Origin of the sequence: Paraburkholderia sp. NPDC080076, assembly GCF_050281145.1 — a bacterium.
GTDB lineage: Bacteria > Pseudomonadota > Gammaproteobacteria > Burkholderiales > Burkholderiaceae > Paraburkholderia.
In genome coordinates, this window is record NZ_JBNNWQ010000003.1 from 910,262 (window position 1) to 931,135 (window position 20,874).

Genomic DNA, 20,874 nt, shown 5'->3' on the forward strand with positions numbered 1-20,874 from the left:
TTCAGCCTGACTGTTGTGCAAACCGCAGCCAGCGGTCGCTCAACTGACGATCCAGCTTCACCTGGCCGGTCAGGTCCCGAATGCTCTCGACGCCCATTTCCGTGCAGTACGCCTCAAGACCGTCGATGATTTTCTGCATGACGCCCGGGTCGCGGAACGATGCCGTTCCAACCTGTACAGCACTCGCACCCGCGAGCATGAATTCGACGGCGTCTTCGGCGGTCTGGATACCGCCACAGCCGATAATCGGAATCCGCACAGCCCTATAGCACTGGTGAACAAGCCGCACCGCGATGGGTTTGATGGCGGGACCGGACAGGCCGCCCATCACATTGCCGAGCTTCGGCTTACGGGTCCGGACATCGATCGCCATGCCGAGCACCGTGTTGCCCATCACGATGGCGTCCGCGCCGGCGTCTTCGGCTGCCCGCGCGACGGCCGCGATATTGCTCGCATTCGGCGTGAGCTTGACCCAGAACGGGTGATCGGTGCGCCGGCGAATTGCCGACACGGCCTTGTAGGTCGTATCGGGCAGCATGGCGAACGCCATGCCGTCTGCTTCAAGATTCGGACACGATATGTTCGCCTCGATCGCTGCCACTTCCGGCAACGACATCTCCTCGCAGGCCTCGGCAAACTCGTCGGCGGTATCGGCTGAAATGGAAACGACAACCGGCGTATCGAACTTCAGATACGGCGGCAGCACATGCTCGCGGTAATACTCGAGCCCCTTGCTCGGGATGCCTATCGAATTGAGCATCCCGCTGTAGCTATCCGCCACGCGCGGCGTGGGGTTACCCGCGCGCGACGTTGGCGACACGCTCTTCACCACGAGCGCGCCAAGACGATTGAGGGCCAGCGCTTCCTGGTATTCAATCGCGAAACAGCCTGACGCCGGCATGACGGGGTTGCGCAAAATCATGTTGCCAACCCGGGCGGTTAAATTAGCCAAATTCCACCTCCCCAACCACCTCGCGGATGGGAAACACTGGGCCTTCGCGACAGACGCGAAGGAATTTGCGGTCACCGTCGCAATCGAACAACCGCACGCATGAAAGACAGACGCCCATACCGCACGCCATGCGTTGTTCCATCGCGACTTCGGCGGTGATTCGCGGATAGTCGGAAAGGACGCGCTGCAATAGCATCAACAGACGATGCGACCCACAGGTATAGACGGCATCAGGACGCTGCTGCTCGATGAGCTCACGCAGCAGCACCTCCATCGCTTCGACCGAAGACGTTCCGTCCGCATCGAAAACACTGCGGACATCCGCCGTCGCGCCCCGCAGAAACTCTTTTTCCATGAGGTCGGCCGGCGAGCGTGCCGACATGACGGCCGTGATGTCGACACCCGCCTGCGACGCTTGCTTGATGAGCGGAGCCATCGTGGCCAGACCGACGCCGCGGGCGACCACGAGAATGCGGCGATAGTTGGCGCTGAAGGTAAAGGTATTGCCCAACGGCCCGACGATGTCCATGCGACCGCCTTCGAGCAAGGTCGCCATCGCCTTCGTGCCAACGCCCGTGACGTTGTAGAGAAACTCGATGCGGTTGTCTTCGGGACCGGCACCATAGACACTCATCGGGCGCAGCAGGAACGGTTCGTGTTCCAGCGTAGTCGGGCATTTGAGCTGGTAGAACTGCCCAGCCTTCGTGATTCGCGCGATGGGCGCGTCTGCTTCCAGACGGATGTACTTGTATCGCTGGTTGACCCAGTAGTGCTCTGCGACTCTGCAACGATAGGAAGCGACAATTGCGGCGTTCTCGACGCCGCACGGGCTTGCTGACATGATGACTCCACTCTTCGATAACGCTGCGGACCGGTCAGGTGAACAGAGCGGTTCGCAGCAAACTGTCTGGTTATTCCAGTTCCGCGCCCTTCAACTCGGGAATGAGAAAGATCGTTGCGACCATGTCGAGCACATAGATGCTTGCGAGCAGGGCAATCGCGAGTTGCAGCGAATAAGCAGCGGCGATACCGCCCACGACGATAGGACCCAATCCGCCGACCGCGCGGCCGACATTGAAAAGAACGTTCTGTGCGGTAGCGCGCGCCGCTGTCGGATAGGCCTCCGACATCAGGGCACCGTAGCCGCCAATCATTCCGTTGACGAACATGCCCATGAGCGCGCCGGCCCACAGCATCACGCCTGGGTCTGAGAGCTTCGAATAGGTAATGACCATCGCCACCGCGCCAGCCTGGAAGAGCAGGAAGGTCGGCTTGCGTCCAATGCGGTCCGCCAACTGGCCGAAGATATAGACTCCGACCATCATTCCGACGATGGTCACCGACGTCCAGAGCGCCGACTTGGTGAGACCAAATCCAAGCGTTCTGGCGAGGTAAGTCGGTAGCCAGATCATGATGCCGTAGTAGCCGAAGTTCTGGACCGAACACAGAATGACGATGCCGAGACTCGTGCGGGCGGTGCGTCCGTCGGCGATGAGCAGCCTGAATGCGTTAGGCTTCCTGGCTGATGTCTTCGCACTCCGCACGAACACTTCAGGCTCATGCAGCTTGTTGCGCACGACCCATGCAACGAGTGCCGGCGCCACGCCGAGCAGGAACATGCCGCGCCAGCCGATATGCGGAAGCAGCAGCGGCGTGAGTAGAGAGGCTGCAAGCACGCCGCTCTGCCAGCCGAGCGCAACATACGACGACACGCGCGCGCGATGTCTTGCAGGCCATGCTTCAGCGGCCAGCGCCATGCCGATTCCGAACTCACCACCCAGACCGATACCCGCGACTGTCCGGTAGGCCAGCAAATCCCAGAAGCCGTGAGCGAAGGCACACATCCCGGTGAAGAGCGCAAAAATCACGATGGTCCACGTCAGAACCCGGATGCGGCCGAACCGGTCCGACAGCGCGCCGAACAGAATGCCACCGCCCACCGCGCCAATCAGCGTCCACGTGACCAGCGCACCCGACTGCTGCGTGCTCAGATGCAGATCCAACGCGATGGCAGGCAACATGAACCCAAGAATGAGCAGGTCGAATCCGTCCATCGCGTAACCGATCGCCGAACCGGCCAGTGCTTTCCAGGCGTACTTGCTGGGACGGTCGTCCGCCCCGACTGGCGCGCTGGCATCGTGCCCTGCCGCCCTTGCATTTGCTTCCATGACTTCCTCCAGTGGAGACTTCCTTTCCTGCGATTCGAAAACGGTCTTTGTGGACCCGCGTGTCAACCACAACGCTACTCGTATAAAAAAATAGACGATCAGCACGCCTGAAATCATCCCGGACGACACAAATCGGGAAACTTCATGCAATGCGCTGTGTAGTGACGTCCCGGGTCTTGAACTACGTAGAAAGGGGCTGTCTCGGACGCTGAACTCTGTTGGTTCACAGACTCGTCTAAATATTTAGACTACGCGCTTTTGGCGCACCCTGCAACGCGATTTCCGTTAGTGAAAACCCGTAAGCGCGAATTGGCCGAACGGCGGTCGCGCCACGCACTCAGAAGTTGTGGCGAAGGCCTGCGCCGTATGTCAGTCCCGTGGACTGGCTAGCGTAGTGGTCGTATTTGAACGCCGCGTACACATCGGTACGCTTGGAGAGCGGATAGTCGTATCCGACCGCCCAGGTGGTGCGGTGAACGTCGCCACTGTTCGGCCCCGTCGACTTCGAATACACAAAGTCTCCGAGCACCGACCCTACGCCCACGGGAATCGAGACGCCAAGCTGTTCCGAGTTGGTCGTTGTCGTACCCAGCGTCGCCTTGTCGCGGATGTTCATGAAGCCGGCGAATACGCGAACCACGTTGAAGTTGTACGACCCGTCGAGTTGAATCGTCTCCTGGCTCTTGAGACCGGGTATAGCCGGCAATGCCGTCGCGATGTCACCCGCCACATTGCTGTAGTTGATGTACTGGTAGTTGGCCGCGAGCACGACCGGGCCGTTCGCATAGTTAAGCGTTCCACCCCACTTGTGCGCACCGGCGTCACCCGCCGTGTTACCGAACGAGTAGATCACGGTGCCGTTCAGGCCGCCGATCGTCGGCGACGAATAGGCTACGGCGTTGTTCCAGCCGGAATCGCCCACGACGCCCTGCGGACCGAGCCCCTTATACGTGTGGAAAATCCACGGAGAGAACGTATAGGAGTTGAAGAACGGATTGAGATTGATCGTTGAAATGTACAGAGGCGTTGTCAGCCTCCCCGCACGAATGGAACCATACGGCGTGGCAATGCCGAGGTACGCGTTGCGAGAGAAGAAACTGTCGTTCGTGAAGCGGCCGTACGTGCCGTTCTGCGGCTGGAAATAGCTCTCGAGCACGAAGAAAGTGGAATAGCCACCGCCCAGGTCCTCTGTCCCGCGAAGCCCCCAAAAAGACGTGGACAGCCCGCCCCCTTGCGTCACCACGGCCGCATGGGCGCCCGGGTTTTTGACGGAGCCGACAAACGCGTCGACCAGACCGTAAAGCTGCACCGAGGATTGCGCGAACGCCGGAGCGCTCAGCGCGGCAGTGCCGAAGAGACAAAGACTCGGCAGGAGTTTGAATTTTGCACCAGACATGAAAAGCCTCTTGTTCGTTTCAGCTGACAGCCGCGTGGTCTTCCGGTTTGCGTCGTCGACATCGCGAACGCGCACCGGGCATCTGTGACGCGCCGTCGGGCGAACGTCACATGAGAATCTTGCGACCGTCTAAATAAAACGACAAGTGTACAAAAAGGCAAAAACTCTAGAATTTTGCCAAAAACGCCTCAGTATCTTCCTTGGTAATGCAGCTTTGACGACGCCTTGAGGTACAATTCGTTTGGATTTTTATACGAGGATGTATCGTGGCCGAAGTTCTAGGTTTCCGCAAAACAGCGCCCACTTTCGACTTCCTCGCTATCGGCGAGCGCCTTCGCGCCTATCGCATGGCTCGCGGACTTCGCTCCGACGACATTGCTGAACGGCTCGCAATTTCCCGCGCCGCCGTCTACAACCTCGAGCGTGGTGAAATCGTCAAGATTGAAACGCTCGAGCGTCTGGCAGCGCTGCTGGAAGTGACGCTTCCCAATCTGCTCGGGGTTGAGTCCGAGTACCACGACTCCGCGGTCAGTTACTTCGAGCGCATGCGCCAGCTCGAATCACGCTCGACGCGCATCCTCGCCAACTTCGATCCGATTTCATTCCTGCTTACCTCTGAAGCGTACCCGCAGCATCTGCGCTCCATGCTTGACGAGAGCGTGCCCGACGAACTGGTCGGAGAAAGCTCGAAGCGGATCAACAGCGACGTTCTGAAAATTCTGGCCGCACGGCGCAAGGTGTTCGAACAGCAGCGTCCTGGCATCCTCAGCCTGATTGGTCTCCGGCAGATTGAGCAGTTCCTGCATCATGGGCTGGTGGGCCGTTTAGGCCTGCCTTCAGGCGTGCAACTCGAGCGAAAACTTGCGGCACGCAAGGAAGTCGCACACATGATCGAGGTGTTGAACAGCGACCCTATTGGCGTCCAGGTCGGCATCGTGACCGACAATCTGCCGAGTGAGACCTTTCAGATTTTCGAGGAACCGGGCAGCCAGCATGTAGCGGTATCGCCCTTTCGCCTCGGCGAGCTTCCGAATGTGCGAACAGGTATTGCGACGATTACAACGTCAGCCGATGCTGTCGCGATGTACCGCGGCCTGATCGAGCGCGTGTGGGCCGGTTCCGCCAAAGGGCGCGACGGCGCGAAGCTCCTGCAACTGCTACTCGATCGCGGTTAATCCCGTAGGATGCCCCGACCTCGCCGCGGCCGCTGTTAGCGCCGGATCATACGACCGGCGCACACGACAATTTTCAGATGCACGCCGCCAGGTTAGACGACCATGGCCGGCGCCACCTTCGCGGCGAATGCGTTGAGCGCCTCGAGAAAAGCGGCATCCGAGGCTTCGCTGGCCTCTTTCAGTGCCTTTGTATCGTTCCGCAACTCAGCGAGAAATTCATCGACCAAACCGGTGGATACGGCAACGCCCTCGTGACGTTCGCTAAAAGCGTTCGCCCGCTCCGCAAGTAGCACGAGAGCCGCCGATTGACGCCCCGAAGCGGCGGCTGCGTCGCGGCACTGCGACGCGAAATGGCGGATGTCAGAGAAGCCGACGTGTGAGCGCTCGAGCCACACGCTTGCGAGCTGAAGATTCATTTTGCGTCCCTCAATCGACAATATTGCGACAACGCTGCATGAGCCATGCAGATGTGCCGGAGACCACATCATGCTCCCGTCTAAAAAAAAAGACAACCGGCCGAGCGGCGTTTGGCCGTGCGGCGCTCAACCCGCGTCGTCGCGAATAGCACAAGCCTTATCGCGCTTTGCTCGCGCCACTCCAGCTAAACCCAAAGTTCGACTGCATTGCAGGCGCCCACTTCGCACACGCACGAAAACCCAACAGCGCGCCGCCCACGGCAAACAACACCGGAATCAGAAAATCCTGGCTTACGCGGGTGAATTCGAACATGAGCACCACGGCCGTAATCGGCATCTGCATCGAGGCAGCGAGAAACGCCGTTGCGCCGACCACCGCGAATGCGCCCAGCGACGCCCCCGGCCACACGAGGCTCCATAATCCGCCGAGTACGATCGCCAGCAGCGCGCCATTCGCGAGCCCCGGTGTGAGCAGGCCACCTTCGGCGCCGGCGCGCAAACTGCTCGCGGTGATGACCACCTTCAGCACCAGCAGCATCGCGGCGAGACTGATGGTCAAGCCGCCATCGAATGCCAGTCCCGCAGGTCCCTTGCCATTGCCGAGCAACTGCGGGAAATGCATCGCGAGGACGCCGATCATCGCGAAGTTCAGCAGCGACAACACCGGCAGGCGCCAGTTCTTCGGCGCGGCCGCGCGCGAGCGATTCATCAGTTCCGTGAAGCTCCACGCCGCCACGCCGAAGATCGGACTGCACACCACGGACCAGACCACGAGCGTGGGGCTCAGCGTCATCGACGGCACCAGGTATTGATGCTCGTTGCCCAGTCCCAGTTGCGCGACCAACGCGGCCACCGACGAGGTCACGATGGCCGGCACCAGTGCGGGCCAGCCGAAGGTGCCCAGCAAGACCTCGAGCACGAACACCGCGCCGCCGAGCGGCACGTTATAGACCGCGGCCAAACCGGCGCCCGCGCCGCACGCCACCATGATCCGGCTCTGCGCGACCGACAGCCCCGCACGGCGCGACAGCCAGCCGGCGAACGCCGAGCCGATCTCACGCGGCGCGACTTCGCGGCCGAGCGGCGAGCCGAGCGCCACGGTGACGATCTGCAGCACTGCATGGATCGTCGTGCTCATTACGGGCATCCGCGGATCGTCGGATTTGACGGCCTGGCGAATGCTCACGAGCGGCCGGCCGAATCGATATAGCGCCCACCAGCCGAATCCCGCCACCAGGCCGCAAATCGTCAGCACGAGCAGGCGGCGTTCGGGCGCGGCACCGCTGACGCCCTGTAGAAAACTCTCGGCGCTGATCACGTGCGTCACGCTGTAGCCGTATGCAAGATGCTGGATGCCGTGCAGCAGCAACGCGAGCAGCATGCCGCCGAGACCGGCGCCGATACCCGTGAGCAACGTGACCGCGGCGATCACGGCAAACGGACTGCGCTCGCGGCGTACAGGCTCCGAAGTGATTGATTTGACTGACATGGCGCGTCGACAAAAGCGAAATAAGTGGGATGACGACCATGGTATTCCGCGACGCAACATGAATCAAATTGATTTTTAAGATCGATTGATGCGCAAGTTGCATATATTGAGAATGGCCACTTTCCGGTCCGCCCCGCGCGACCGGCGCGGTGCCATCGCACAGAATTAGCGAGTGGAAACGAAGAACATCGACACCGAAACTCAAAATGACCGGATCAGCAAGAAAATCACATCCGAAATAGATTACAAATAACAAACTAAATCGCACACACCATCAATACAATAATTACATTTAGCCAACATAAATGGCGCGCTTCATGAAATCTGCTCCAGGGATTAATACGGATAAACGCGCGTTCATTCATGCAAGCGTTTAACAGTCGGCGTACACTCGCTCGAAGCCCATGCCACGGGGCGTGCGGGGCTGCGGAGCCACCTGTCGTCAAACACGGGTGATTGGAGAACCAGGAGAACAATCAATGAGTTGGACACGGGAACAGAGAAACGTCACGATCGCTGCCTATCTGGGCTGGACACTCGACGCATTCGATTTCTTTCTAATGGTGTTCGTATTGAAAGATATTGCGGCGGAGTTCAATACAAAAATCCCCGAGGTCGCCTTCGGCATCATGCTGACCTTGGTGATGCGTCCGCTCGGCGCATTGATTTTCGGCTGGCTCGCCGACAAGTACGGCCGCCGTCCCACGCTGATGGTCAATATCGCGTGTTTCTCCCTGCTGGAATTGCTGTCCGGCTTTTCGCCGAACCTGGCCACTCTGCTCGTGCTGCGCGCGCTGTTCGGCATCGCGATGGGCGGCGAATGGGGCGTCGGCGGCGCACTGACAATGGAAACCGTGCCGCCGAAGTCGCGCGGCATCGTCTCGGGTCTGCTGCAGGCCGGCTATCCGAGCGGCTATCTGCTCGCCTCGGTCGTGTTCGGCGTGTTCTATCAGTACATCGGCTGGCGCGGCATGTTCTTCGTCGGCGTACTGCCGGCGTTGCTCGTGCTGTATGTGCGGGCGCACGTGCCGGAATCGCCGGCCTTCAAGACGCTCGAAAAGAAAGCGCGTCCGGGTCTCGTCGCCACGCTCAGGCAGAACGTCAAGCTGTCGCTGTACGCGATCATTCTGATGACCGCGTTCAATTTCTTCTCGCACGGCTCACAAGATCTGTATCCGACCTTCCTGCGCGTGCAGCATCAGTTCGACGCGCATACGGTGTCGTGGATCACGATCGTGCTGAACATCGGCGCGATTTGCGGCGGCCTGTTCTTCGGCGCATTGTCGGAAAAGATCGGCCGCAAGCGCGCGATCTTCATTGCTGCGTTGATTGCGTTGCCGGTGCTGCCGCTGTGGGCCTTCTCGACCACGCCGGTGCTGCTCGCGGTGGGCGCCTTCCTGATGCAGATCTCCGTGCAGGGCGCATGGGGCGTGATTCCGGTGCACCTGAACGAAATCTCGCCCGATGAAATTCGCGCGACGTTCCCCGGTCTCGTGTATCAGCTCGGCAATCTGATCGCGTCGGTGAACGGACCGTTGCAGGCGAGCGCCGCCGAAGCGCACGGCAACAACTACGCGCTCATCATGGCGGTCGTGATCGGTATCGTGGCAGTGGTGATTGCCGCGCTGATTCCGTTCAGCCGCGAGCGCCGCGGCATCGACATGACACAGTCGGCCAAGCAGGTTGCGGCACGGGTTTAAGCGTTCGAACCAAATAGCTATTTTGCCGACGCGTTATCGGGAACAATAGGCGCAAAGGCGGCGCGAACCGCCGCGCGACGCAGAGCACGCGTCAGCAAATAGCAGCAAGGCCAAACAAGTGGCGAGCCATACGAGGCCGTTCCGATTTCCATCGGAACGGCCTTTTTTATTTCCGCGCGGTTTGACGCGCCGCGAGCATGGAAAGTCGACGTTCATCAGGTCTTCTAGAGGAGTTAGTCGACTGTGACCCCTTGATCGCACACCTCATTTCTTCTTATCCTGAAAAAAACAGCCGTTTCAAATAAGCATTTGAATTGCTTGTTTGCGGTCCGGACGCCCGGTAACTGGGAGACGCGATATGGCAGTTCGCACAACAGGCCGGCATGCCGGCGACACGAAGTCCCGCATCCTCGACGCCGCCGAAACACTCTTTATCGAATGCGGCTATGAAGCCATGTCGTTGCGCCAGATTACTTCGCGCGCCGAAGTAAATCTCGCGGCAGTGAACTATCACTTCGGCAGCAAGGAATCGCTGATTCACTCGATGCTGTCCCGCCGCCTCGACCACCTCAACCAGGAGCGGCTCAAGCTGCTCGACCGCTTCGACACCATGCTCGGCGAGCGCCTGACCTGCGAGCACGTGCTCGGCGCGATGTTCATTCCGGCGCTGCGCCTGTCGCGCGATCCGCGCGTCGGCGGCAAGGCGTTTCTGCGTTTGCTCGGCCGCGCTTACACCGATCCGTCGTCGTTCATTCGCGACTTTCTCAACGGGCACTACGCCTCTGTGGCGGTGCGCTTTTTCGATGCGTTCCAGCGCGCGTTGCCGCATCTGCCGCGCGAAGAACTCGGCTGGCGTCTGCACTTCGCGATCGGCGCGCTGTCGGGCGTGCTGGCCGGCACCGACACGGACAGCCTGATTTCCGAGTTCTCGCAGGGCAAGTCGATGAACGACCTGCAACTCATCGCACGCCTCGCCTCGCTGATGGTGGCCGCGCTCAAGGCGCCGTTGCCCGACGGCACACAACTCGCCGCGTTCGCCGCGGTACTCGGCGACGCCAGCGACGGCGGTGCGGAGTGCGCCGGAGACGGCGGCGCGGAAGGCACGAACGCGGCACACACTGGAGGCGGATCGGAGTCGCCCTCACCGGCCGTATCGGAAGGCGAACATCGTGACGGCGACATGGAAGCAGGTTCGCGTCAGCACGCATTTCACCGCACAGCTTAACGATCGAGCGCGGCGGGCAGCGCGCCGTCATGAGCCGTCAGCCGCACGCGGCGCCCGTGAGAGCGGGCAGACGGATCACTACCGCACCATGCAGGCAACCGGCGCAATAGTAAGCATGCCGCAGCTTCGAACCCGTAATCGACCGGCAATGCCTACACTACCGGTCAGCGCCAGACAGGCAACAAGTACTCAACAAACACTCAGCAAGAAGGCAGCCGACCACCATGAACGCCGCATACCTGAGCAGCACGTCTAAGTCCCGCACCTAAGCGACGCCGCGCTGTCGAACGGCACATACGACACGCAAAAGCAAATGCAGCACGCGCGGCGAGGCAGCGGGCATGAGGCAGAAAATCAATAGAACGCGAACCATCCGCCCTACGTGGACGCGGTCGCTCGCACCATCGAAAGAGGAGGAAACGTCATGCCGTGGTTCATCCTGGTACTCGTCATTGCCGCGTTCGCGCTCGTCTACGTTCAGGCGCGCGCGGCATGGTGGCTTGCCTTCATGATCGTGTGGGTGGCGGCCGCGCATGTCAGCGGAGCCGCGGGTGCGGTGGCCACGACGCTGCTCGCCATCGTATTCGTCCTCCCCGCCCTCGTGCTCGCGCTCAAACCGCTGCGCCGCACGTGCCTCGCCAAGCCCGTGCTCGACATCTTCCGCAAGATCCTGCCGGAGATGTCGCAGACCGAGCGCGATGCGATCGAAGCCGGCACGGTCTGGTGGGACGCCGAACTGTTCTCGGGCCGCCCGCATTGGGACACGCTGCTCGGCTACGGTCCCGCCACGCTGACGGCGGAAGAACAGTCGTTCCTCGACGTCGAATGCGAGCAACTCTGCGATCTCGCGAACGACTGGGAAACCACCATGGTCTGGCAGGACCTGTCGCCGCAAACCTGGCAGTACATCAAGGAACGCGGCTTTCTCGGCATGATCATTCCGAAGCAGTACGGCGGCAAGCAGTTCTCCGCCTACGCGCATTCGCAGGTCATCATGAAGCTCGCCACGCGCTGCTCGGCCGCCGCCGTTTCGGTGATGGTTCCGAATTCGCTCGGCCCCGCCGAATTGCTGTTGCACTACGGCACCGACGAGCAGAAAAACCACTACCTGCCGCGCCTCGCACGCGGCGAGGAAATCCCCTGCTTCGCATTGACGAGCCCCTACGCGGGTTCCGACGCGGCGGCGATTCCGGACGTCGGCATCGCGTGCAAGGGGACGTTCGAAGGCCGCGAGACACTGGGCTTTCGCGTTACGTGGGACAAGCGCTACATCACGCTCGGCCCGATTGCGACCGTGCTCGGCCTCGCCTTTCGCGCGCTCGATCCCGACCATCTGCTCAGCACGGAGGACGAACCCGGCATCACCTGCGCGCTGATTCCGACCGGCCATCCGGGCGTGAACATCGGCCGCCGTCACTGGCCGCTCAATGCCGTGTTCCAGAACGGCCCGAACTCGGGCAAGGACGTGTTCATTCCGCTCGACTGGGTGATCGGCGGGCGCGCGCAGGTCGGCAACGGCTGGCGCATGCTGATGGAATGTCTCGCGGCGGGCCGGGCGATTTCGCTGCCGTCGTCGAATGTGGGCATGGCGAAGATCGCTGTGCGCGGCACTGGCGCCTACGCCGCGGTTCGCCGCCAGTTCCGCACCGCCGTCGGCAAGTTCGAGGGCGTGCAGGAAGCGCTCGGCCGCATGGGCGGCAACCTGTACGTGATGGACGCCGCGCGCCGCCTGTCGGCGCACGCGGTGGACCTCGGCGAAAAGCCTTCAGTGATCTCGGCGATCGCGAAGTATCACATCACCGAGCGCGCCCGCATGGTCATCAACGACGGCATGGATATCACCGCCGGCAAGGGCATCTGCATGGGGCCGTCGAACTTTCTCGCGCGCGCCTATCAGCAGGTGCCGATCTCGATCACCGTCGAAGGCGCCAACATTCTCACGCGTTGCCTGATCATCTTCGGCCAGGGCGCGATTCGTTGTCATCCGTATGTGCTGAAGGAAATGGCCGCCACGCGCGAAACGGACCACGCCAGGGCGGTGCGCGATTTCGACGAGGCGTTCTTCGGCCACGTCAGCTTCACGCTCTCCAACGTGGTGCGCAGTTTCGTTTATGGCGTAACGGGCGGCGCCTTCATCGCCAAACCGCGCACGGCCCACGCGCCGCTGCATGCGTACTACCGCGCGGCCACCCGCCTGTCCACCGCGTTCTCGCTGCTCGCCGATGTCTCGATGTTCGTGCTCGGCGGCGATCTGAAACGCCGCGAGCGCATCTCAGCGCGTCTGGGCGACGTGCTGTCCCAGCTTTATCTGATCTCCGCCACGCTCAAGCGTTTCGAAGACGAAGGCCGTCAGCAAGAAGACCTGCCGCTGGTCCGCTGGGGTGTCGAGGATTCGCTGTACAAGGCGCAACACGCGCTCGACGGCGTGCTCGCCAACTATCCGAACCGCCTCGCCGCCGGCCTCGTGCGCGTGCTCGCGTTCCCGTTCGGATTGCCCTACCGCGAGCCGTCCGACCAGCTCGGCAGCGAGATCGCCGAACTGATGCAAACGCCGGGCGCCGCGCGCAATCGTCTGCTGTCCGATTCATACGTGCCGCATCCGCATGTCGACGCGCTCGGCTACGGCGAGCTGGTGTTCGAGCTGAACCCGCGCTTCACGCAGATCGAGCAGAAGCTGCGCGACGCGGTCAAGCAAGGCCTGCTCGAACCGATGCCGCAGAGCCTGCCGCAGCTGGCTGCCTGGACCGACGCGGCGCAGAAGAAAGGTCTGATCGACGCCGACGACCGGCGCGTGCTCGACGACTACGCGCGTTACGGCGCGCAAGTCGTGAAGGTGGACGACTTCCCCGCCGACTTCGACATGCTCGCCAGTCTGCAAAAGCGCAAGGAGACTCTGGAAAAGGCGCTGGGGCTCGCGGCCTGAGTTCGGCGCCGGCTTAAAAAAACATCCGGGCAAGGCGCGCCGCGGGCGCCGAACTCGGTGCACACTGACACACGTTCGACGCCCCTCGGGGAGATTTCCTGTGAGGCGTCTCCCGGGGGGCAACCTCGCGGCGTGGCCAGCGGAGCGACTAATAATATGAACGACTCTTACCTGAACTTCGTCAACTCGCCGTTCGGCGCGCGCCTTGCGCGTTCGCTCGGCCTGCCCAAGCCCGAGGTGCTGCGCCGCTATCGCGCGGACCAGCCCGAATTCGGCGGACTGGTGGCGCTCGGCGCGGGCCGCGAACCGCATCTGCTCGACGCGCTGGCAACACTCGTGGCAAGCATCGGCGTGACGAGCGTCGCGCATGCAAGCGCCGGCTTGTGGGTACCGCTCGCCAACCGTCACGGTCTCATGACAGGGCGTTTCGAACCGGCCGACCCCGGCTCTCAAGGCAAACTCGCAGCCCTGCTGTTCGACGCGAGCGGTATTGAAGACAGTACCCAGCTCGAACCGTTGCACGGCTTCTTCCACGACACGCTGCGCTCGCTCGGCAAGTGCGGGCGCATCATCGTGCTGGGACGGCCGCCGGAAAGCTGCGCGACGCCTCGCCAATGGACCGCGCAACGCGCGCTCGAAGGCTTCACGCGTTCGCTCGGCAAGGAAGCGCGGCGCGGCATCACCGCGAATCTCGTGTATGTGGAGCAAGGCGCCGAGAACCGCGTCGAAGCGACGTTGCGGTTCTTTCTGTCGCCGCGCTCGGCATACGTGTCGGGCCAGGCCATGCGCATCGCCGCCGCCAGCTCAACCACAAGCGACGATCCCACGCCCGCGTTCGACTGGCGGCAGCCGCTCGCGGGCCGGCGCGCGGTCGTGACCGGCGCGGCGCGCGGCATCGGCGCCTCGATTGCGAGCGTGCTGGCGGCCGAAGGCGCGCACGTGATCGGCATCGACATCCCAACAGCGCGCGACGCGCTCGACGCAACCATGCGTCAGTTGAACGGCACCGCCCTCGCCTTCGATATCGCCGCGCCCGAAGCGCCCGCGCAGATCGCCGCCGCGCTCGACGAACAGGGCGTGGATATCGTCGTGCACAACGCCGGCATCACGAAGGACAAAACCATCGCGAAGATGACCGACGCCGCGTGGCAAAGCGTGATCGACATCAACCTGTCCGCGCAGGAGCGGATCGACGACGCCCTGCTCGCCGCCGGCATCCTGCGCGACGGCGGCCGGATCATCGGCGTGTCGTCGATCAGCGGCATTGCCGGCAATCTCGGCCAGACCAATTACGCCACCTCGAAGGCCGGCGTGATCGGCCGCGTGCAAAGCATGGCGCCGCATCTGCGCGCACGCGGCATCACGATCAACGCGGTCGCGCCCGGCTTCATCGAAACGCAGATGACCGCGAAGATTCCGCTCGCGATTCGCGAAGCCGGCCGCCGCATGAATTCGATGAGCCAGGGCGGCCAGCCGGTCGACGTCGCGCAGACCGTCGCGTGGCTCGCGCATCCGGGATCGGCCGGCGTAAGCGGCCAGATCGTGCGCGTGTGCGGACAAAGCCTGATTGGAGCGTGACCATGGGTGAGCCCGGTGATCCGTTCGGCGGCAGTCAACTATCGAACACGGCGCGGCAGGACGCGGTGCGGCCCAAGACCGTCGTGATCGATACCTTGCCCGCGCCAGCAAAGCTCTATGCGCGCGCGGTGTCCGGCATCTTCAAACGCGGGCGCGAGACGCATCTGCCGCCGCTGCGTTTGGTGCGCCCCGCCGTCCCGCTCGACCCGGGGCCGATCTGGCGTTACGCGCGCGTGTGCGGTTTCATCCCCGAGCATGGCGTGCCGCTCACGTATCCGCACCTGCTCGCCTTTCCCTTGCATCTGCTGATGCTGACCGACCCGGCGTTTCCGTGGCCGGCGCTCGGCCTGGTGCATCTGGCCAACCATGTGCGCCTGCGCCGGCCGCTCGCCTACAAGGACATGCTGCGCGTCGAGGTGGAATTCGGCGCGCTGCTGCGTCACGACAAAGGCCAGGCGTTCGTGCTGCACACCCGCATGTACCGGCGCGGCGAAGCGGTCTGGGACGGCGACAGCGTCTATCTGAAACGCGGCGTGCCGGCGAGCGGCAGCGTGCTCGATCCGCTCGAACTCGGGCCTGAAGCGCTGCAACGCATCGCACGCTGGCAGCTCGCGTCGCAACTGGGCCGCGACTACGCGAGCGTGTCCGGCGACTACAACCCGATCCATCTGACCGCGCTGTCCGCGAAGGCCTTCGGCTTTCCGCGCGCAATTGCGCATGGCATGTGGACGCTGGCGCGTGCCGCCTCCGCGTTGCAGCCGCCGAAGCCGCTCGCGGAAGCCACGCTCAGCGCCGAATTCAAACTGCCGATGCTGCTGCCCGGCGAAGCGTCGCTGTGGAGCGCGTCGCCTTCGCTGATCGAACGCGATATCGAAGTGCGCGACATCGCCGGGCAGAAGCCGCATTTGCGCGGCCGCATGCGATGGAGGCTGCAATGAGGCGCGCGCGGCGTGCGTCTAGTAGTGGAATTCAGGGTGGATGAAATCGTTGTTGGAGCAGGAGCGTCGCCATGAACCGTCACACGATTTGCACCATTCGCATCATTCAATAACCAGCGAACGACCCGAAGGAGCCGAGCATGTCCAACCCGCTGCCAGCCGTACGCCGAGTCGCCATCGTCGGGGGCAACCGGATTCCGTTTGCCCGCTCGAACACCGCCTACGCGACCGCGTCGAATCAGGACATGCTGACCTTCACGCTGCAAGGCCTGATCGACCGCTACAACCTGCATGGCGAACGTCTGGGCGAAGTCGCCGCGGGCGCCGTCATCAAGCATTCGCGCGACTTCAATCTGACGCGCGAATCCGTGCTGTCCACCACGCTCGCCAAGGAAACACCCGCTTACGACGTGCAGCAGGCCTGCGGCACCGGACTCGAAGCCGCGATTCTCGTCGCCAACAAGATCGCCTTGGGGCAGATCGAAGTGGGCATTGCGGGCGGCGTCGATACGACATCCGATGCGCCGATCGGCGTCAACGAGCGGATGCGCAAAATTCTGCTCGAAGCCAATCGCGGCAAGAGCACCGGAGAACGCGTCGGCGCGCTGACCAAGCTGCGGCCCGGCATGTTTTTCAAGCCGCTTCTGCCGCGCAACGGCGAACCGCGTACGGGCCTTTCGATGGGCGAGCATTGCGAGCTGATGGCCAAGCGCTGGAACATCTCGCGCGAGGCGCAGGACGTGCTCGCTTACGACAGCCACCGCAAGCTCAATGAGGCCTACGCGCGCGGCTTCGTGAACGATCTGATGACGCCGTACGCGGGTCTCACGCGCGACAACAATCTGCGCTCCGATCTCACGCTCGAAAAACTCGCGAGCCTGAAGCCGGTGTTCGACCGCGACGCCGGCACGCTGACCGCCGGCAATTCGACGCCGCTCACCGACGGCGCTTCCGCCGTGCTGCTCGCGAGCGAAGAATGGGCCGCGCGTCATAAACTGCCGGTGCTCGCGTACCTGAGCTGGTCCGAGACCGCCGCCGTCGACTTCTTCGACAAGAAGGAAGGCCTGCTGATGGCGCCCGCCTACGCCGTGCCGCGCATGCTGGCGCGCGCCGGACTCACGTTGCAGGACTTCGACCTGTACGAAATCCACGAAGCATTTGCCGCCCAGGTGTTGTGCACGCTCGCGGCGTGGCAGGATGACGAGTATTGCCGCACGCAACTGGGCTTGCCGGGCCCGCTCGGCGCGATCGATCGGACAAAATTGAACGTGAACGGCAGTTCACTCGCCACCGGCCATCCGTTCGCGGCGACGGGCGGACGCATCGTCGCCGGCCTCGCGAAAATGCTCGCACAACTCGACAAACCAGCCGGCACCGCGCGCGGGCTGATTTCGATCTGCGCGGCGGGCGGCCAGGGGGTGGTCGCGATTCTGGAACGCTGAGCATTGCATGCGTTCCAGTGTTTGCTTCGCCGCATGCTTTTGCTTCACACGCTGCCACACTCGCGTGGATTGCTTCGATGACTGGCCGCAAGACCAGCACATAAACAGATGAAGCCACAGCTTCTGGAGACGACCATGACCGAACCCACTCAAGCCCCGCTTCCGCTTGCCAGCGGAGCCGCGGCGCCGAACACAGCGGGCCCGGCGCCCGCCGCCATGCAGGCTCGGGCGCCGCACCACGCGCCGAACACCGACGGCATCTGGTACGCGTCGTATCCGGCGGACGTGCCGCATGAGATCGACGTCACGCAATACGAATCGGTCGTGCAGTTCTTCGACGAATGCATCGCGCGGTTCCGCGAGCGTGTCGCGTATGTGAGCGTGGGCGCGAGCCTGACCTACGGCGAACTCGGCCGCAAGGCTACGGCGTTCGCCGCGTATCTGCAAAGTCTCGGCGTGAAGCCGGGCGAGCGCGTCGCAATCATGTTGCCGAATACTTTCCAGTACCCGGTGTCGCTGTTCGGCATACTGAAGGCCGGCGGCGTGGTGGTCAACGTGAACCCGCTCTATACGGTGCGTGAACTCGCGCATCAGTTGAAGGACAGCGGCGCGCAAACCATCATCGTGTTCGAGAACTTCGCGAAGACGGTCGAAGACGCACTGCCCGGCACCAGGATACAGAACGTGATCGTGACGGGTTTGGGCGATCTGCTTGCCAACGGCCTGAATCTGAAGGGACGTCTGCTCAATTTCATGCTGCGGCACGTGAAGAAGATGGTGCCCGCGTACAACCTGCCCCAGGCGGTGCCGCTGCTCGAAGCGCTCTCGACTGGCTACTCGCGCCCGCTGACGCCCGTGCGCCCCACTCACGACGACATCGCGTTCCTGCAGTACACGGGCGGCACGACCGGCGTCGCCAAGGGCGCGATGCTCACGCACAAGAACATCATCGCCAATCTGCTGCAGGCGAAGGCGTGGTCTGAAGGTCAACTGACCGGCGACGCCGAAACGGTGCTCACGCCGCTGCCGCTCTATCACATCTATTCGTTGACCGTGAACGCGCTGATCTTCATGGGGCTCGGCGGGCGCAATATTCTGATCGCCAATCCGCGCGACATGAAGCGCGTGATGATGATCATCCGTCACGAGAAATTCACCGGCATGACCGCCGTGAACACGCTCTATAACGCATTCCTCGAAAACGAAGAGTTCTGCAAGCGCGACTTCTCCGATCTCAAGCTCGCGATGGCGGGCGGCATGGCGACGCAGAAGTCGGTAGCCGAGCGCTTCAAGGCGGTGACGGGCAAACCGATCATCGAAGGCTATGGACTCACAGAATGCTCGCCGATCGTGTCGATGAATCCGGTCGACCTCTCCAACATGCGCGACTTCGAAGGTTCGATCGGTTTGCCGGCGCCATCCACCCAGGTCCGTTTCAGGAAGGACGACGGCAGTTGGGCGAACATCGGCGAGGCGGGCGAATTGTGCGTGAAGGGACCGCAGGTGATGAAAGGCTACTGGAACCGTCCGGAAGAAACCGCCAAGGTGATCGACGACGACGGTTGGCTCGCCACCGGCGACATCGGCGTGATGGATTCGCGCGGCTTCATCCGGCTGATCGACCGGAAGAAGGACATGATTCTGGTGTCGGGTTTCAACGTCTATCCGAACGAAGTCGAAGACGTGATCGCGGCGCATCCGGACGTGCGCGAAGTCGCCGCAATCGGCGTGCCCGATGCCGCGCAGGGCGAACGGGTGAAGGTGTTCATCGTCAAGCGCAATCCGTCGCTGACGGCGGAACAGGTGATCGCCCATTGCCGCAAGAATCTGACCGGCTATAAGGTGCCGAAACTCGTCGAGTTCCGCGACGAGCTGCCGCAAACCAACGTCGGCAAGATTCTGCGCCGCGCCCTGCGCGACGAGGAACTCGCCAAGCAAAAGCCTGCCTGACAGGGAAGGCGCTTCGCGTCACCTTTCGGAGAGATTCATGAAGCACCGCCTGTCCGCACGCTCATGCCGCACGCCGGCCTTCATGCGCCTCGCCCGTTTTTCGCCGCGGACCGATGGTTTGCGTGCGAGCTTATTCACGTCCTTCGGTGTGTCATCACAGAGCGTGCGGTCGCGCAAACTGCTGATCGCCGCGCTCATGGCGGGAGCGACCGCACTGGCCACGCCCACGACGTTCGCACAGAACGACGACACGCCGCCCGCGCTCGATACCGCCAGTGCCGTCAAGGCGCCGGCCACGCCGTCCTCGCAGGTCGGCAAGCTCACGCTGGATCAGCAGGTCAAATGGCTGCGCGCCGCGCAACAGAGCGGCGCGCTGGAAAAACTCGGCGACGCACAACTGGTCGCGCTGTTCCAGTCGCTCGATCCGCTCGCGTTGCCGCGCTATATCAAGGAAGGGCCGAACGGCTATCCGTCGTACGAGTTCACGATGGCGCGTTCGGAACGCATCCACGGCCAATGGCCCGACAAGCCCGATCACATGCTGGTGCGCGTCGCGCACGACCCGCTGCGCATCTATGCAAAGTGGCTGCCCGACGGCGCACGCGCCGGCCAGGAAATCATCTACGACGAGTCCAAACGGACCGATGAAATGTATGGGCATCTGGGCGGCATCATGAATGTGATGCCGGTGTGGACGTCGCTGAACGGCGCCCTCGCCCGCGCGCAATCGAACCATCAGGTGCGCGATCTCGGCACGGAATACATTGCGAACCAGTACCTCAGCGAAGGCAAGAAATACATCGAGGCCGGCTTGCCGCGTTCGACCCAGGTGGAAGTCAAAACGATCGACGGCGTGCGCGTGGTGGCCTTCACCTTCGAAACGCCGACCGGCCAGCCGCAGTTCTACGCGAAGAAAGAAACGCTCGGCCTCGATCTGCGGCATCCGTATTTCCGCACCGTCGAGTCTTACGACAACGACGGCAAGATCTTCGAGAAGATCGTGTTCGAAACCATCACGCCAAAAACATTCGACGACTCGACCTTCGACCCGAAGAACAAGGCGTACAAGTTCTAGCTCTTGTGCAATACGTGCGGCGCGAAGGCGAATGCAAATGCGACGTGGGCATGCTGCGTATCCGAGCCCATGCTTTGCTCGTGACTGTGTTCGATCACATGTCCCGCGCTTTTGGCGAGTTGGTTCAGCACGAAGTAATCGGAAGCACGCGTGAGGCCGATCAGCGAAGCCGATAAGAGCGTGGGCGCGGATGTCTGCGTTGCGCAAAGCAGCGGTGCGAGTGTCGTGTACCAGAGCGCGCCGATATCGTCGCCGGTTTCGAACACGGGTAACTGACTGTGTGCGGCATAGCCCGCGAATGCGGCGCCGTACGCGAGCGTGGAGTCGACCACCGCCACCGTATCGCTACGCGCCGCCGCATGCGCGAGCCACGGCCACGCGCTGCCTGCCGCAGTCGAGAGGTAAGCGGCGGTCATCATGAAAGTGCGCCGGTCCATTCATCGCTCC

At 62.5% G+C, this 20,874-nt stretch carries 16 protein-coding genes; 9 read left to right on the plus strand and 7 right to left on the minus strand.

The annotated features are described in order from the left end of the window. Position 1 precedes the first annotated feature (1 nt). The 4 genes from ACQKRQ_RS16400 to ACQKRQ_RS16415 form a co-directional block, all read right to left on the minus strand. Positions 2 to 952, minus strand: a complete 951-nt coding sequence (locus ACQKRQ_RS16400; RefSeq protein WP_427478155.1) for a dihydroorotate dehydrogenase — start codon at positions 950 to 952, stop codon at positions 2 to 4. Continuing rightward, positions 945 to 1,793 carry a dihydroorotate dehydrogenase electron transfer subunit gene (locus tag ACQKRQ_RS16405; RefSeq protein WP_427478157.1) on the minus strand — a complete coding sequence of 283 codons (849 nt, stop codon included), beginning with the start codon at positions 1,791 to 1,793 and terminating at the stop codon, positions 945 to 947. Before ACQKRQ_RS16405 ends, ACQKRQ_RS16400 begins: the two co-directional genes overlap by 8 nt. 70 nt (positions 1,794 to 1,863) lie before the next feature. Next, the gene (locus tag ACQKRQ_RS16410) at positions 1,864 to 3,120 is read right to left on the minus strand and encodes an MFS transporter (RefSeq protein ID WP_132374921.1); all 1,257 of its coding nucleotides are present in this window, start codon (positions 3,118 to 3,120) and stop codon (positions 1,864 to 1,866) included. 337 nt (positions 3,121 to 3,457) lie between these two features. Then, positions 3,458 to 4,516, minus strand: a complete 1,059-nt coding sequence (locus ACQKRQ_RS16415; RefSeq protein ID WP_427478159.1) for a porin — start codon at positions 4,514 to 4,516, stop codon at positions 3,458 to 3,460. 347 nt (positions 4,517 to 4,863) lie between these two features. Between ACQKRQ_RS16415 and ACQKRQ_RS16420 the strand changes: the two genes are divergently transcribed. After that, the gene (locus tag ACQKRQ_RS16420; RefSeq protein WP_427478359.1) at positions 4,864 to 5,691 is read left to right on the plus strand and encodes a helix-turn-helix domain-containing protein; all 828 of its coding nucleotides are present in this window, start codon (positions 4,864 to 4,866) and stop codon (positions 5,689 to 5,691) included. 92 nt (positions 5,692 to 5,783) lie between these two features. On the opposite strand, the gene ACQKRQ_RS16425 is transcribed toward ACQKRQ_RS16420, so the two are convergent. Further along, on the minus strand, positions 5,784 to 6,107 hold the full coding sequence (locus ACQKRQ_RS16425; RefSeq protein ID WP_427478161.1) for a hypothetical protein: 324 nt from the start codon (positions 6,105 to 6,107) through the stop codon (positions 5,784 to 5,786). 157 nt (positions 6,108 to 6,264) lie between these two features. Then, positions 6,265 to 7,596, minus strand: coding sequence for a chloride channel protein (locus ACQKRQ_RS16430; protein WP_427478163.1), 1,332 nt, complete (start codon positions 7,594 to 7,596; stop codon positions 6,265 to 6,267). A gap of 479 nt (positions 7,597 to 8,075) precedes the next feature. Between ACQKRQ_RS16430 and ACQKRQ_RS16435 the strand changes: the two genes are divergently transcribed. The 8 genes from ACQKRQ_RS16435 (at position 8,076) to ACQKRQ_RS16470 (ending at position 20,427) form a co-directional block, all read left to right on the plus strand. Then, entirely contained in the window at positions 8,076 to 9,296 is a 1,221-nt protein-coding gene (locus ACQKRQ_RS16435) for an MFS transporter (protein ID WP_132374926.1), read from the plus strand. Positions 9,297 to 9,654: 358 nt separating this feature from the next. Next, entirely contained in the window at positions 9,655 to 10,521 is an 867-nt protein-coding gene (locus tag ACQKRQ_RS16440) for a TetR/AcrR family transcriptional regulator (protein WP_427478165.1), read from the plus strand. A gap of 424 nt (positions 10,522 to 10,945) precedes the next feature. Then, positions 10,946 to 13,444 (plus strand): acyl-CoA dehydrogenase, encoded by a 2,499-nt coding sequence (locus ACQKRQ_RS16445; RefSeq protein WP_427478167.1) that lies wholly within the window; start codon positions 10,946 to 10,948, stop codon positions 13,442 to 13,444. A gap of 156 nt (positions 13,445 to 13,600) precedes the next feature. Continuing rightward, positions 13,601 to 15,022: a 3-oxoacyl-ACP reductase gene (locus ACQKRQ_RS16450; protein WP_427478169.1), complete on the plus strand. Its 1,422-nt coding sequence runs from the start codon at positions 13,601 to 13,603 to the stop codon at positions 15,020 to 15,022. A 2-nt stretch (positions 15,023 to 15,024) separates the two neighbouring features. After that, positions 15,025 to 15,960: a MaoC family dehydratase gene (locus tag ACQKRQ_RS16455; protein ID WP_132374929.1), complete on the plus strand. Its 936-nt coding sequence runs from the start codon at positions 15,025 to 15,027 to the stop codon at positions 15,958 to 15,960. 140 nt (positions 15,961 to 16,100) lie between these two features. Continuing rightward, positions 16,101 to 17,402 carry an acetyl-CoA C-acetyltransferase gene (locus ACQKRQ_RS16460; protein ID WP_408430099.1) on the plus strand — a complete coding sequence of 434 codons (1,302 nt, stop codon included), beginning with the start codon at positions 16,101 to 16,103 and terminating at the stop codon, positions 17,400 to 17,402. Positions 17,403 to 17,537: 135 nt separating this feature from the next. Beyond that, positions 17,538 to 19,352: an AMP-binding protein gene (locus ACQKRQ_RS16465; protein WP_427478172.1), complete on the plus strand. Its 1,815-nt coding sequence runs from the start codon at positions 17,538 to 17,540 to the stop codon at positions 19,350 to 19,352. A 37-nt stretch (positions 19,353 to 19,389) separates the two neighbouring features. Continuing rightward, positions 19,390 to 20,427, plus strand: a complete 1,038-nt coding sequence (locus ACQKRQ_RS16470) for a DUF1571 domain-containing protein (protein ID WP_427478174.1) — start codon at positions 19,390 to 19,392, stop codon at positions 20,425 to 20,427. Here ACQKRQ_RS16470 and ACQKRQ_RS16475 read toward each other — a convergent pair. Further along, positions 20,424 to 20,864 (minus strand): hypothetical protein, encoded by a 441-nt coding sequence (locus ACQKRQ_RS16475; protein ID WP_427478175.1) that lies wholly within the window; start codon positions 20,862 to 20,864, stop codon positions 20,424 to 20,426. The two genes, ACQKRQ_RS16470 and ACQKRQ_RS16475, sit on opposite strands and share 4 nt — an antisense overlap. Positions 20,865 to 20,874 lie beyond the last annotated feature (10 nt).

Coding starts and splice junctions, on each gene's coding strand:
- ACQKRQ_RS16405 (WP_427478157.1), bottom strand. CDS start 1,793: ATGTCAGCAAGCCCGTGCGGCGTCGAGAACGCCGCAATTGTCGCTTCC.
- ACQKRQ_RS16410 (WP_132374921.1), bottom strand. CDS start 3,120: ATGGAAGCAAATGCAAGGGCGGCAGGGCACGATGCCAGCGCGCCAGTC.
- ACQKRQ_RS16415 (WP_427478159.1), bottom strand. CDS start 4,516: ATGTCTGGTGCAAAATTCAAACTCCTGCCGAGTCTTTGTCTCTTCGGC.
- ACQKRQ_RS16420 (WP_427478359.1), top strand. CDS start 4,864: ATGGCTCGCGGACTTCGCTCCGACGACATTGCTGAACGGCTCGCAATT.
- ACQKRQ_RS16425 (WP_427478161.1), bottom strand. CDS start 6,107: ATGAATCTTCAGCTCGCAAGCGTGTGGCTCGAGCGCTCACACGTCGGC.
- ACQKRQ_RS16430 (WP_427478163.1), bottom strand. CDS start 7,596: ATGTCAGTCAAATCAATCACTTCGGAGCCTGTACGCCGCGAGCGCAGT.
- ACQKRQ_RS16435 (WP_132374926.1), top strand. CDS start 8,076: ATGAGTTGGACACGGGAACAGAGAAACGTCACGATCGCTGCCTATCTG.
- ACQKRQ_RS16440 (WP_427478165.1), top strand. CDS start 9,655: ATGGCAGTTCGCACAACAGGCCGGCATGCCGGCGACACGAAGTCCCGC.
- ACQKRQ_RS16445 (WP_427478167.1), top strand. CDS start 10,946: ATGCCGTGGTTCATCCTGGTACTCGTCATTGCCGCGTTCGCGCTCGTC.
- ACQKRQ_RS16450 (WP_427478169.1), top strand. CDS start 13,601: ATGAACGACTCTTACCTGAACTTCGTCAACTCGCCGTTCGGCGCGCGC.
- ACQKRQ_RS16455 (WP_132374929.1), top strand. CDS start 15,025: ATGGGTGAGCCCGGTGATCCGTTCGGCGGCAGTCAACTATCGAACACG.
- ACQKRQ_RS16460 (WP_408430099.1), top strand. CDS start 16,101: ATGTCCAACCCGCTGCCAGCCGTACGCCGAGTCGCCATCGTCGGGGGC.
- ACQKRQ_RS16465 (WP_427478172.1), top strand. CDS start 17,538: ATGACCGAACCCACTCAAGCCCCGCTTCCGCTTGCCAGCGGAGCCGCG.
- ACQKRQ_RS16470 (WP_427478174.1), top strand. CDS start 19,390: ATGAAGCACCGCCTGTCCGCACGCTCATGCCGCACGCCGGCCTTCATG.
- ACQKRQ_RS16475 (WP_427478175.1), bottom strand. CDS start 20,864: ATGGACCGGCGCACTTTCATGATGACCGCCGCTTACCTCTCGACTGCG.